This is a genomic window from Bacillus sp. SRI_025, assembly GCF_057592095.1.
In genome coordinates this window covers 48,665-62,222 of sequence record NZ_JBYEGB010000007.1, presented here as the reverse complement: position 1 = coordinate 62,222, position 13,558 = coordinate 48,665, and the positions used below count along the sequence as shown (strand labels likewise).

Sequence of the window (13,558 nt, the reverse complement as noted above, 5' to 3'; positions counted from 1 at the left end):
CATTATTTTAGTGAAATAATATTGATCTTAAATATCAACAGTGTTTATAATATAACACATCATTTGATTATTCTGAAAATTAAGTGAAATTCCGATCGGGACAAAGGGGTTTTGGCACATGAAAACTGCGACAGTATCAGCACCAGAGAAACAGAAACGAAAACTTCAAATGCCGGATGCGTATGTTCTCTTATTTATGATTGCACTGATTTGTACGATAGCAACGTATTTTGTACCAGCGGGTGAGTTTGACCGAAAGACATCTGGGGAGATCACAACGGCCGTTCCTGGCAGCTATCACCGCATTGATCAATCACCAGTGAGTCCAGTTGGCTTTTTCACTGCGATACAAGAAGGAATGGTTGGGTCCGCATCTATTATTTTTCTGATTCTATTTACGGGCGGAACCATTGCCATTTTGGAGAAGACAGGTGCTATTAACGGGATGATTCACCATGTCATCAGCCGGTTTCAAACGAAGCAATTATTGTTTATTTGTATTGTTGGGGGATTATTTTCAGTCCTTGGAACGACCGGAATTGTCGTGAACTCTGTTATTGGGTTTATTCCAATCGGCATCATTGTGGCACGATCCTTGAAATGGGATGCTGTAGCAGGAGCGGCTGTCATATACATCGGCTGTTACGCAGGGTTTAATGCAACGATTTTATCTCCATCTCCATTAGGTTTATCACAAACGATCGCAGAGCTGCCGATCTTTTCTGGCATTGGGCTGCGTGTCATCATTTATCTTTGTTTTCTTATTTCTAGTATCGTGTACATCTATTTATATACAAGACGTCTGAAGAATAAAGACAAGGGAAGCATTCTTGGCGATCAATGGTTTCCTGCTAAGGGGCTTGGCGGAGCCGATGCGGAATCTGTGGACAAGCCTGCATTCACTGGTAGACATAAGCTGATTTTAGCAGTATGCGGATTGTCTCTTGGAGGGTTCTTATATGGCGCACTTCAGCTTGGCTGGACCGATAAGGAAATGGCCGGTGTGTTCATTTTTATGGCAATTGCAGCTGGACTGCTTGGAGGATTAGCGGCCAATGATATTGCGAAAACGTTTATTGTCGGCTGTCAAAGCCTTGTATACGGCGCACTTATTGTTGGGATGGCACGCTGTATTTCGGTCATTTTAGAAAATGGGAAGCTGCTTGATACAGTGGTCAACGGCTTGGCGAGTATGCTGACAGGATTTAGTCCAATTGCTGGTGCGATCGGGATGTATATTGCGAGTGCGCTTCTTCACTTTTTGATTTCATCAGGATCAGGAGAAGCCGTTGTCTTTATCCCGATTCTTGCGCCGCTCGCTGATTTAATGGGCATCACAAGACAGGTAGCTGTAGAAGCAGTAATGCTTGGTGAAGGGGTGGTCAACTGTATCAATCCGACTTCTGGTGTGCTGATGGCTGTGCTTGCTGCAAGTGGTATTCCTTATGTAAAGTGGCTGCGTTTTATGGTGCCGCTTGCCCTCATTTGGTTTGTCATTGGTCTTGTATTTATTTGTATTGGGGTCATGATCAACTGGGGCCCTTATTAAACATGTATGAAGCTGCCGAAGAGCGTTTGGCAGCTTTTTTCTTGTGGAAATATGTATGGAACCAGCGCTTTGAAAGCACAATAAATGTGTTCACAAATTCGCTACATATTTTTTTTGAGCAACCCCCTTGCAAAAGTTTGTGAAGTATTGCACAATAAGAATGTGAAATACTTCACATAATAAAAACAGCCGAGTTTTACTCAGGAGGATGAGATAAATGACAAACGAAAAAGTAAACAAAGTAGCCCTTATTGGAGCAGGTTTCGTCGGCAGCAGTTATGCCTTTACATTAATAAATCAAGCGATCACAGATGAATTGGTTGTTATCGATTTGAATCAAGACAAAGCAATGGGTGACGTCATGGATTTAAACCACGGGAAAGCATTTGCCCCGCATCCTGTGAATACTTGGTATGGAGATTATGAGGATTGTAAGGATGCAGACATTGTATGTATCTGTGCTGGTGCAAACCAAAAGCCAGGTGAAACGAGACTTGACCTTGTTGAGAAAAATTTAAATATATTTAAAGGCATTGTAGACAATGTGATGAAAAGCGGATTCGATGGTATTTTCTTAGTTGCTACGAACCCAGTTGATATTTTGACATATGCGACTTGGAAATTCAGTGGACTTCCAAAAGAACGAGTGATTGGCAGTGGTACGACGCTTGATACGGCAAGATTTAGATACATGCTCAGTGAGTATTTTGAAGCAGCGGCACACAATGTGCATGCGTACATCATTGGCGAACATGGGGATACTGAGCTTGCTGTTTGGAGTCATGCGAATATCGGAAGTGTACCAATTACAGAATTAATGAAGAGAAATGATCAATACAAACAAGAAGACTTAGATGAAATCATGGAAAATGTCCGTCATGCCGCTTACCAAATCATTGAGAAAAAAGGCGCTACTTACTACGGCGTAGCAATGAGTTTAGCCCGCATTACAAGAGCGATCCTGCACAATGAAAACAGCATTTTAACGGTCAGCACTTACTTGGATGGTGAGTACGGAGCAGAAGATGTCTACATTGGTGTACCAGCCCTTGTGAATCGAAATGGCGCAACAGAAGTAATGGAGCTTGCACTAAACGACACGGAGAAAGAAAAATTTGCACACAGTGTGAATGTGTTAAAAGAGATTTTGGCTCCTCATTTTTAATCAATCAAAAGCAACCTATCTGAGCAGAAAAGGATGAATCACTATGTGGCAGCAAATATATGATCCGTTTGGTAATGAATTCGTCAGTGCATTGGTGGCAATGCTCCCAATCTTGTTTTTCCTACTTGCATTAACCGTCTTTAAGTTAAAAGGTGTTTTAGCCGCTTGTTTTACCTTAATCGTCAGTTTTGTAACAGCTGTTTTCTTCTTCCATATGCCAGTTGAAAAGGCATTATCTGCTGTGCTGCTCGGTATATCTAATGGGCTGTGGCCGATTGGATATATCGTGATCATGGCGGTATGGCTCTATAAAATTGCAGTGAAATCTGGTAAGTTCGATGTCATTCGTTCTAGTATTGCAGGAATCTCTCAGGATCAACGTCTTCAGCTCTTATTAATAGGTTTTAGCTTTAACGCATTTTTAGAAGGTGCTGCTGGGTTTGGTGTACCGATTGCGATCAGTGCCGCTCTCTTAACAGAGCTTGGGTTTAAACCGCTGAAAGCTGCGATGCTCTGCTTAATTGCCAATGCTGCGTCTGGTGCATTTGGTGCTGTGGGAATTCCAGTGATTACAGGGGCGCAAATGGGCAATATGACGCCGCTTGCGTTATCTCAAACCCTTGTATATACGATTCCGTTTATTTCATTCTGTATTCCGTTCCTACTCATTCTGATTGTAGATGGATTCAAAGGAATCAAAGAAACTCTGCCAGCCTTGCTTGTTGTGAGTGGAACCTATACCATTTTGCAAGCTGTTACAATGGTGACGATGGGTCCTGAGCTTGCCAATATTATTTCTGCCTTAGCAAGTATGGGTATTTTGGCTTTATTTCTTCGGAAATGGCAGCCAAAACACATTTATCGAGAAGAAGGAGCGCCAGATATTGAACAGAAACAAACGTATCGCGGCGTTGAAATACTGAAAGCATGGTCTCCGTTCTATATTTTAACTGCTGTTATTACAGTATGGAGCCTGCCAGCATTTAAAGCATTGTTTGCTGTAGGAGGACCGCTTAACTGGACGACCATTTTAGTGAAAATGCCATTTTTACATCAGCAAATTGTGAAATTACCACCAATTGCACAAACGGAAACACCTATTGATGCGATCTTTAAAATTGATGTCATCAGTGCAACGGGTACTGCCATTCTGATTGCGGTGATGCTGACAGGGCTGTTTAGCAGACATATTACGTTAACAGAAGGCGCTGCCTGCTTAAAAGCAGCGGTGAAAGAGCTTTGGCTCCCCGTTCTTACCATTTGTTTTGTCATGGGCTTTGCCAACCTGGCGAACTTTGCTGGACTAAGTTCTGCGATTGGACTTGCTCTTGCCAAAACAGGCGATTTGTTCCCACTTGTCAGCCCGGTGCTTGGCTGGATCGGTGTGTTTATTACTGGATCTGTCGTGAGTAACAACGCCTTATTCGGTAACCTTCAAGCGGTCACTGCTTCTCAAATCGGCTCACAGGCAGGTTTGTTGATTGGGGCGAACACGACCGGTGGTGTGATGGCGAAATTAATTTCTCCACAATCTATCGCTATCGCTACAGCAGCTGTTGGAGAAACAGGGAAAGAATCTGAGCTCTTCAAAAAGACCGTGAAGTACAGCTTCATTCTGCTCGGCATTGTATGTATATGGACATTCATTCTTGCTCAATTTTTATAGGTTGATAGATTAAAAAAGACTGAGAGAGATCTCAGTCTTTTTTCTTTATGTAGATTCTCTTGTCACGAGCCGGGTAGGCAGCTGGATATGTTCGCGCTGTAATGGTTTTTGGTCTTGCAGAAGCGAGATCATTTGCTGTACTGACCGCTGGCCAAGCTCTACGATCGGTATGTCAATCGTGGTGATCGTTGGAGCTGTCACTTCGCATATGTCTTGGTTGTCATAGCCGATGACCGCTAGATCCTCGGGGATTTGATAGCCATATGAAATGGCCTGTTTAATGAGCCCTGCTGCAACTTGATCATTGCCGGTGAAAATGGCATCAGGCGCATCCGTCATATGATGAATGACCTCCATTAAGCGAAAGCCGTCTTCAATTGTAAAAGCCTCTCCAAACAGCCAATCATCTTGCAGCGGCAAACCGTGAGCAGAGAGTGCATCAAGATAGCCCTGTTTTCTTTGTTTCTGCGCTTCACTGCTTTCTGTATCAAAGCAAAACCCAATCGATTTTCGCCCCGACCGAATCAAGTAGTCCACCGCTTTATAGGCAGCTTCCCGTTCATCGTATCCAATAATCGGGATGTTTGCTGTTTGATGATATTCATTTGCCATGACGATGGGGCCGTTCGTTAAAAATGGCTCAATTTTCTCCCACGTATTTTCTAACGCCCCCAATATAACCCCATCTACTTCTCTTCTTTTTAATAATTGAAGTCCTTCAAGCTCTAATGCCTCTTGATAAAACGTCTGAAGCACGATGGCTTTATATCCTTGATCAAGGGCTTCTTTTGAAATGCCTTTAATCAATTGTGCAAAAAAAGGATGGTCCACAGCTGGGACAGACACAGCAATGGTTTTTGTCTGATGTGACCTTAGTGTGCGGGCTGCTGAACTCGGTGTATATTCCATTTCTTTCATCACCTGTAAGATGAGCTGCCGCTTTTCTTCTGACACATATGGGTGATGGTTTAGCACTCTGGAAACGGTGGTGGTTGAAACCCCGCAGCGTTTGGCAATTTCATAAATTGTACACATATTAACAAATCCTTTACACAAAGTTATTGTTCTGAAATCGATAACATCATTTACAATGTGAAACAAGTTAAATATTAACAAAAGGAATTGATTAATTGGAGGGAATGGAATGCAAATATTGACGAAGATATCAGGTAAAAGCAAGGATTATCTTCCTTTGCTGGATATGATCAATCAAGGTGTTCAAGTAAAAGCCGATTCAGTTGAAAAGCATCTAGCAAATGAAAAGCTGGTGACGTTCCTTGAGCAAGATATAGAACGCACAGGTTTGGAAAAAATTCTCTTCCATTATAAACAAAATAAGGAAAAAAAGATACCGTTTCTGCCGGTTGATAAACTGATTTCAGAGGATGAAATCGATGATATTATGCTGGTGTTGAAGGAAGTATTGAGCTCTGGCCGTTTTACTTCAGGGCCATATATTCCGACCTTTGAAAAGGCGATTGCTGAGTACTTAGGGAAAAAATATGTCATAGCCACGTCAAGTGGAACAGATGCCTTGATGATCAGTCTCATATCAGCAGGCGTCCAACCAGGAGACGAGGTAATTTTGCCAGCCAACAGCTTTGCTGCAACAGAAAATGCAGTGCTTGCCATTGGGGCTGTTCCGGTATATGCCGATATCGATCCAGAAACCTACTGCCTCGCACCGAGTGAAATAGAGAAGCATATCACAGATAAAACGGTTTGCATCCTACCGGTTCATTTATATGGAAAGCAAGCGGATATGAAGGCTATTTCGGCGATTGCGAAACAGCATGGTTTGAAAATCATTGAAGATGGCTGTCAAGCGATTGGCAGCAGCGGCCTTGGTGCTTATGGAGATGGACTTGTTCTCAGCTTTAATCCATACAAAAACCTTGGGGTCTGCGGAAAGGCAGGCGCCATCGCTACAAACGATGAGGCCTTAGCGGAAAAATGCATGGAGATCAGCTATCACGGCTTTGAAGCTGGAAAGAAAAATGTCAAACGCAGTGACTACGGCTTTAATTCCAAAATTGATAATTTGCAGGCAGCGATCGGACTGGAACGAATGAAGTATTTAGGACTGCAAAACTTTAAACGTTTTTACTTAGCCAAGCGATATATTGACCAGCTGCAAACGCTTGAGGATGAAGGATACATGAAGCTTCCGAAGCTGACGGATGACCATGTATGGCATCTATTCCCGATTAGAGTACTGAAGGGAGAGCGAGATGAACTGGCAGCGAAATTGCTGGAAATGGGCATAGAGACGGATGTCTATTACCCGATCCTATCGCATCAGCATCAAACAAATCTTGTTTCTCAAAAGTATAGACAAACAACACTACCGCACACGGAAAAGGCAGCGCAGCAATTACTTCACTTGCCGCTTTACCCAGGAATGCCGCTGCAAGATCAGGAGAAGGTCATCGAGGGGGTTCATCATGTTATCAAGTCTTCCATTCAATAAAAAACTACTGAATCAGCCGAAGAATCCGCAGTGGATCGTCTTCTGTGATTTTGATGAAACGTATTATTCTCACGAAATGACAGAGGAGCAGAGAGAGGATGTCAAGCGGCTGGAAGCCTTTGTAGCAGAAAAGAGTGAAGCGGGACAGCTTTTGCTGGGCTGGGTGACGGGAAGCAGCCTCGATTCTGTCACGAGCAAAATGGAAAAAGGCGGGTTTCATCAATTCCCGCATTTCATTGCGTCGAACTTAGGGACTGAGATTGTATATACGTCGGATGTTCATTTTGGACAGCCAGATGCAGAGTGGATGAAGCGGCTGGATGCACAGGGCTTTTCAGATGAAAAAATCGAAGACATCCTGGAAACAGTCCGAGAAAAGGGCATTTCCCTTAGACCGCAAACGCAGCTGGGCAGCTCAGGGTATAAAAAGAATTTCTATTATCAGGAGCAGGATGAACGGACGGATCTTCATCATCTATCATTTATCCAAACACTGGCTAAAGAGCGGGGTGTGGCGGTCAACATCAACAAATGCAACCCGCTTGCAGGAGATCCTGCGGATTGCTATGATGTCGATTTTTTACCAGTAGGAACAGGGAAGGATGAAATTGTCCGCTTTATGCTGAACCAATATGATCTATCGAAAGATCAAGGCTTTGCGTTTGGTGATAGTGGGAACGATTTGCGGATGCTTCAATCCGTCACGCACGGTTTCCTTGTCCAAAATGCGACAGGCGAAGCCAAACGGCACCATCACCAAATTTGTCATCATGGGTATGCAAAAGGAATCTATGAAACTCTGAAAACAGTGATGTATAAACATGAGGAGGCACATTCATGAAGAAAATTGGAATTGTTGGAGCAGGGAATATTGCAAAAGCACATGCAAGAGCATTATCAACGATCAAAGGTGCAGAATTATCCGGTGTCTATGATTTGCATGAGTCGGTCGCACAGGGATTCATTAAACAGTACGGCGGACGTGTGTATTCAAGTATCGAGACACTTGCAGATGCATCTGATGGGTTGATCATTGCTTCCCCTAATTTTTGTCATAAGGACCATGCCCTTCAGTCGCTAAGAGCAGGACAGCCGATTTTATGTGAAAAACCGATGGCTGTGTCGCTGAAGGAAGCGAAGGAAATGGTAGAGACAGCCAAACAGTTCCAAGTTCAAGCCAGTATGGGCTTTAACTATCGTTATTTATCCTTTGTGAATATATTGAAGAACTTGATTGCCAACGGAGAATTAGGCCGTATTTTGACCGTCAGAACTCATTTTAAGAAAAACAGTGCCCTCAGAAGAAAGACATTTTCATGGAGAGACAGCGGCGAAAGTCTGCGTACGAGCGGTGCGCTAGGAGATCTTGGCATTCATTTGATTGATATGCTGTGGTACTTATTTGGCAGTGAAATGAAGAAAGAATCACTTAACACCAAGATGCTGACACGTGTAAAGGAAAAAGAAGAGAAAAAGGTACAGGTGGATGATCATACCGAAATTTTCGGGCAGATGGAGAATCAAGTGTTCTTTCATTTGGTGACATCCAAAAGTACGCAGCCTGAGGAATGTGGATTTAGTGTAGAAGTCGTTGGTCATGACAAGGTATTCAAATACCATACGAACATGAAAAACGAATATGAGATCAGTGATGGATTGTGTGTGGAGCGTCATCAAATGCCGCAAACCTTGCTGACAGATCCGCCGAATGAATTTTACGGATGGTCCGATACATTCCGCGATCAGCTGATGCATTGGGTGAATACTGATCCATACCCAACTCATATGAAGGTCGCTAATTTTGAAGATGGTTATCGCGCGCAGGCTGCGCTCAATACATGCTTTGAGAGGGAAGAGGCAGTTGTCTCTGCTCAGGCATATTAAAGAGGTGGAGCGGAGGATGTCATGACTCCGCTCCTTTTTAGAGGAAGTGAAAAGATGAAAAAGGTATTTTACTTTGGCTGTGTCTTTTATTTTTTTATTGGGACCATTCATGTGTTCTTTGGCAGCTTAACGCCTTATTTGCTGTCGAGTTATGATAAGGGTCCTGGGGAATTATCATCTTTAATTTTTTTTCAGTTTATTGGTTTTTTGACAGGTGTTCTGCTATCCCCCATTCTAGTGAGAAAAAGAGGCTATGGCGCTGTGCTGACGATGGGTCTTTTGCTGATGATTGGCTCACTTCTGCTGGGGCTGTTGGTGCCGGGCTGGACGACGCTTGTGCTGGCAGGTTTTTTTCTTGGGAGCGGCGCAGGCAGTCTTGAGACAACAGCCGGTGCGTATGTCATTTCGATGGCTAATAGTGCAAAGCGAATCAGTATCATGGAGGTCTTTTTTGGATTAGGTGCACTGTTATTTCCGCTAGTGATTTTGCTGACTGTCACAGAGCAGACATGGCAGTATGTGTTTTTATTTCAGGTGGGTGCGCTGACATTTTTCCTCATGCTCTGGCTTGTTTTTATGAACAAACTGCCTCATGGACAGATGGATGCTCCTTCCACAGGAGAGATGAGGAAACCGTCCTTACTTGTTGATCGAAAAAATCGAATGATTGTGGTTATTATGATTTGCTTTGCCTTTTTCTACGCAGGGATTGAAACGAACTTTGCGAACTTTTTGCCGTCGATCATGCTGGAAAAGGGGGGAGAAAATTGGGGCCTCTTTGCGGTCTCTACTTTCTGGACAGCGATCGTCATTGGCAGGACTGTGATTGCGAGAAAAGCTGATCAGCTGCACCCGCTGCGTTTTTTAAAGCTAAGCGCATCACTGATGATTTTGCTGCTTGTGATATTCGCTCTGACAACCCACATTACTGCGCAGCTGATTCTCATCTTTTTCATCGGCCTTTGCGCAGCTGGCATGTTCCCAATCGCACTGACAGCATCTGCCTTAATGATTGAAAATGCCATCGATGAGGCGACGAGTTATTTTATTGCAGCCGCGAGCTTAGGCGGAGCCTGCTTGTCCTTTTTGATTGGATTTAGTCTGGAATGGGCAGGAGCGGCAAGTGCCGTCTTTGTATTTGCTTTCTTAGCTGTTCTTCTGTTTGCAGCTGCGATTCAAATGAATCGTTCTAAGAAAAAAGAAACAGTACACACGCAGCAGACGGAACTGAAAGCAGATCGCTAAGCACATGATCAAGCCGCTCCCCAAGGTCCACCTGAAATGATGACAAAGGACTTGTACTAAAACGCAGAAAGTTTGAATAACATGTACAAGTCAGCATCAAAAGGAGGACGTCTATGTGGCGGTGTTTTTTGGTTATATCTTTTTAGGGTTGTCGCTTTCAGCGCCTGTTGGGCCAGTCAATGCAGCCCAAATCGACAGAGGCATTAAAAGTGGATTTTGGCATGCTTGGATTTTTGGTGTGGGGGCTATGGCTGCGGATATTGTCTATATGCTTCTCATCTATTTTGGTGTCGCCCAGCTTTTGACTGCACCTCTTGTAAAAACCTTTTTGTGGCTGTTCGGCTTTTTCGTTCTGACCTATACCGGCATTGAAAGTCTGCGTAAAATCAATTTGCAGGAGAGTCCGAAAAAGGACAGCGGTAACACATCAATTGGCCATTCGTTCATGACCGGATTTTTCATTTCTCTATCTAATCCGCTCAGTATTTTGTTTTGGCTTGGCATCTATGGCAGCATTTTAGCCAATACGATCGAAAAGTATGGAGCTTCCCAAATGCTCATGTATAGTATGGCTATTTTTATCGGCATGCTGATCTGGGATTTCAGCATGGCACTGCTAGCTAGTTCGTTTAGGCGTTATTTAAGTGAACGTGTGTTACATGGGTTATCCGTTCTTGCAGGTCTATCTTTACTTGGTTTTGGCGTCTATTTTGGGTATCAAGGGATTATGGCGTTGATTGGGTAGAAAAACAGACTGACACATTCAGTCTGTTTTTTGTAAGGATTGACAGACATAACACATTCTTGAATAATGGTGGAATAGAAAATGGATTGAAGGAGCTTCTGCTATGCGTATGTTTCTGCCAGTATTTAATTATTTGTGTATGTTGATTTTATCAGTCATCACAGCAACATTCATTTATACGTTTTTATTTATGCCATCTGAAGCGGGCTTCAGTTATGTGGAGATGACCAGTCTGTTCATTTTGCTTGCTTATGTCATTTTTGCTGTACCAATTCAGCTTGTTTTACACCGGCATCCTAAAAGATTTCGAAGCCGTGACTTATTGATTTATTTTATTGCGGCCTGGGTGGTTTGCTCGGCTTTGGCTTTATGGATTGATTATGGACTTGTTGTGTTCATCAGCTATAAAGTTTATTTGTTTAGCTTCTGCGCAGCCCTTATTTATTGGGTGCTGGATTCCGTCTTTTTGATGAAGAGCCAATCGTAGAAATAACGAAAGGCGCTCTATTAACTTACGCTAGGTTCATCACATAATAGAATAAAAGAAACAAATACCTACTCAATTTGAATGGAGACCCCATCTTGTCATGCGCAAGGAAAGTCGTGGAAGGACAGTCACCACAGCCATTTCCACCTCATAGGCTGTGGAGAAGACGCTAAAACGAGGTGGAAGGAAATGGCCCAGCTGTATGCAAAAAGTTGCCTTGATCAAAATCTACGATCACTAGAAGAATGGAAGCAGGATGCTTTCAAACAATTTGGCGAGATGGTCGGAGATGAAGCAGATACATTCCCTTGTGTACCCGGGAGACAGGGATTTTTTCTCGATCATTTACGCTATGGGTTTGTTGGTGACCCGAGGGAAGAGGAAGCAGTGGATGAATTAGCCCAGCTGCTTAGAGAATACAAAGGCTGTGCGAAAGAAACCGGTCAATATGCTTCATTTATCTGTTTTTTTGAAACACCGCAGGATTTAAAGGAAAGTTCGCTTGAAGAGTTTGAGCAGCATTTTTGGTCGCTGCTTCAACGGCTGCATCATAAAGATGAAGAACCATGGCCTGAGGAGATTCCGCTAGATACTCATCATCATGAGTGGGAGTATTGCTTCCATGGTGAAGCTTATTTTATTTTGTGTTCCACACCTGCTCACAAGCTCAGAAAAAGCCGCCACTTCCCTTATGTCATGATGGCATTTCAGCCTAGATGGGTGTTTGAGAAATTGAATGGATCGACCAAGTTTGGACAAAAAATGAGCCAGCTCGTTCGCAAGCGGCTCAAAGCATATGATGAGGTCAGTGTTCATCCATCATTAAAATGGTACGGGGATCCGACCAATCATGAATGGAAGCAGTACTTTCTCCCAGATGAAGAGGCGGAGAAACCAGCCTCCGCCAAATGTCCATTTACTGCATTAAAAAACATGATGAAATTATGATGCGGTCTGATCCTGTTTCCACTTTTTCCTCATAAATAGCACCATGACGGCAATCACTGCAATGATCCCAAGGCTGATAAAAAAGCCAGGTCGTCCGCTTGCCTCTGTTAATGTGCCTGAAACGGCGGCTCCAATTAAGAGCAGCGCAAGAATCATTTCACACGTTTGGCGAGTGGATGGCTTGGATAGCTTTTTACTTGAGAACAGAATAAAGATCCATGTATACAGCAAAGTAAGACCGGCTGCTGTTGTGAGATGCTCGTAGATGTGTTTGGACAAAAAGAGTGCAAGCAAAATCGAGACAATTAATCCAGCAGCAGTTAAGATAATCGAAGACCATCTGACATGCGATGGATCTTTTTGTTTAAAGCAAGCAGGTGCATCCTGATGCTCTGACATTGTGCCGAGCAGCGTTGTGACTGCATAGAGAGAGGCAACCAATGTCGAAAAACCGGCAATGATAAAAATGCCATTAAAGATATGAAGAAAGATCGATAAATGAAACGGCTCTAATGAAGTAATAAATGGACTGCTGTTCTCATTAAAGGCTGTCACTGGGACAAGCGAGAGAGCAAGTCCGATTGAGACGATATAGATGACTGCTAGAATGATCAGCATGACACGCCCAGCCTTTGCCGCATCCTTCGGGTCCTTTAAATGAACCGCCATCAGCCCCATGACTTCAATCCCCCCAAAAGCATAAAACGCATAAATCAAACCATTCCAAAGACCAAGCGGACCAAGAGGCATCCATTCGTGATCCTTATTAGGCAGATGAAGGGTCGGTTTATGTTCTGTCAAAATGCCGAATAATACAAGCACCGCAAGAATCATAAATAGAAAAATCGCCGCTGTTTTCAGTACCGCCAGAACATTTTCTGTCTTTTGAAAAGAAGAAAGCCCAATGATAATGACGAGCAGAGCAAGAGCGGAATAAATTGCAGAAAACACCCAAAGCGGAACAGAAGGAAACCAGTGACGGGTAAATAGAGAAATGGCGGTTAACTGACTTCCTGTAATCAGCATTTCTGCAAACCAATACACCCAGCCATTACTAAATCCTGCCCAGCGTCCGTATGCTTTACGAGCATAAGAACAAAACGACCCTTTATCAGGATTATCGGCTGTCATCGCAGCCAAATGTTTAAAAACGAGATACGTTCCGACCGCAGCAAGCAAAAAGGAGATGCAGACGGAATAACCGGATTTTGTAATGGCGATGCTGGAACCAAGGAAGAACCCAGTGCCAATTGTACAGCCGACTCCGATGAGAGAAAGCTGCCACCAAGATAAAGATTGTTCTTCTTTCAATGCAAGTGCAACACCTTTCTATTTCAATGACATTAGCTTGTGACCACGTCTTTTTTTTATACATGATCAAGGGGACATTTTGGGCATA

The 13,558-nt window shown here is 43.4% G+C and carries 12 protein-coding genes; 10 read left to right on the top strand and 2 right to left on the bottom strand.

Translation table 11 applies throughout. The features are described 5' to 3' along the window. Positions 1-118 precede the first annotated feature (118 nt). The 3 genes from AC20OE_RS17055 (at position 119) to AC20OE_RS17045 (ending at position 4,380) form a co-directional block, all read left to right on the top strand. Positions 119-1,549, top strand: coding sequence for a YfcC family protein (locus AC20OE_RS17055; protein ID WP_059374369.1), 1,431 nt, complete (start codon positions 119-121; stop codon positions 1,547-1,549). Between the two features lie 217 nt (positions 1,550-1,766). Then, on the top strand, positions 1,767-2,714 hold the full coding sequence (locus tag AC20OE_RS17050; RefSeq protein WP_039176305.1) for an L-lactate dehydrogenase: 948 nt from the start codon (positions 1,767-1,769) through the stop codon (positions 2,712-2,714). Between the two features lie 43 nt (positions 2,715-2,757). Beyond that, the gene (locus tag AC20OE_RS17045) at positions 2,758-4,380 is read left to right on the top strand and encodes an L-lactate permease (RefSeq protein WP_039176308.1); all 1,623 of its coding nucleotides are present in this window, start codon (positions 2,758-2,760) and stop codon (positions 4,378-4,380) included. Positions 4,381-4,425: 45 nt separating this feature from the next. Here the strand turns inward: AC20OE_RS17045 and AC20OE_RS17040 are convergent, their stop codons facing one another. After that, the gene (locus AC20OE_RS17040) at positions 4,426-5,415 is read right to left on the bottom strand and encodes a LacI family DNA-binding transcriptional regulator (protein WP_039176311.1); all 990 of its coding nucleotides are present in this window, start codon (positions 5,413-5,415) and stop codon (positions 4,426-4,428) included. A gap of 109 nt (positions 5,416-5,524) precedes the next feature. Here AC20OE_RS17040 and AC20OE_RS17035 point away from each other — a divergent pair, with 109 nt between their 5' ends. The 7 genes from AC20OE_RS17035 (at position 5,525) to AC20OE_RS17005 (ending at position 12,159) form a co-directional block, all read left to right on the top strand. Next, positions 5,525-6,850, top strand: a complete 1,326-nt coding sequence (locus AC20OE_RS17035) for a DegT/DnrJ/EryC1/StrS family aminotransferase (RefSeq protein WP_039176314.1) — start codon at positions 5,525-5,527, stop codon at positions 6,848-6,850. Then, positions 6,825-7,691 (top strand): HAD-IIB family hydrolase, encoded by an 867-nt coding sequence (locus AC20OE_RS17030; protein WP_039176316.1) that lies wholly within the window; start codon positions 6,825-6,827, stop codon positions 7,689-7,691. Before AC20OE_RS17035 ends, AC20OE_RS17030 begins: the two co-directional genes overlap by 26 nt. Then, complete coding sequence (locus AC20OE_RS17025; protein ID WP_099662868.1) at positions 7,688-8,734, top strand: Gfo/Idh/MocA family protein; 1,047 nt, start codon at positions 7,688-7,690, stop codon at positions 8,732-8,734. Before AC20OE_RS17030 ends, AC20OE_RS17025 begins: the two co-directional genes overlap by 4 nt. A 54-nt stretch (positions 8,735-8,788) precedes the next feature. Further along, positions 8,789-9,979: an MFS transporter gene (locus AC20OE_RS17020; protein ID WP_058837278.1), complete on the top strand. Its 1,191-nt coding sequence runs from the start codon at positions 8,789-8,791 to the stop codon at positions 9,977-9,979. Positions 9,980-10,094: 115 nt separating this feature from the next. Further along, on the top strand, positions 10,095-10,724 hold the full coding sequence (locus tag AC20OE_RS17015) for a LysE family translocator (protein ID WP_099662870.1): 630 nt from the start codon (positions 10,095-10,097) through the stop codon (positions 10,722-10,724). Between the two features lie 103 nt (positions 10,725-10,827). After that, on the top strand, positions 10,828-11,211 hold the full coding sequence (locus AC20OE_RS17010) for a UPF0715 family protein (RefSeq protein ID WP_039176326.1): 384 nt from the start codon (positions 10,828-10,830) through the stop codon (positions 11,209-11,211). Positions 11,212-11,400: 189 nt separating this feature from the next. Continuing rightward, the gene (locus AC20OE_RS17005; protein ID WP_099662871.1) at positions 11,401-12,159 is read left to right on the top strand and encodes a YqcI/YcgG family protein; all 759 of its coding nucleotides are present in this window, start codon (positions 11,401-11,403) and stop codon (positions 12,157-12,159) included. Here AC20OE_RS17005 and AC20OE_RS17000 read toward each other — a convergent pair. After that, the gene (locus AC20OE_RS17000; protein ID WP_180272389.1) at positions 12,154-13,470 is read right to left on the bottom strand and encodes an amino acid permease; all 1,317 of its coding nucleotides are present in this window, start codon (positions 13,468-13,470) and stop codon (positions 12,154-12,156) included. The two genes, AC20OE_RS17005 and AC20OE_RS17000, sit on opposite strands and share 6 nt — an antisense overlap. Positions 13,471-13,558: the final 88 nt, after the last annotated feature.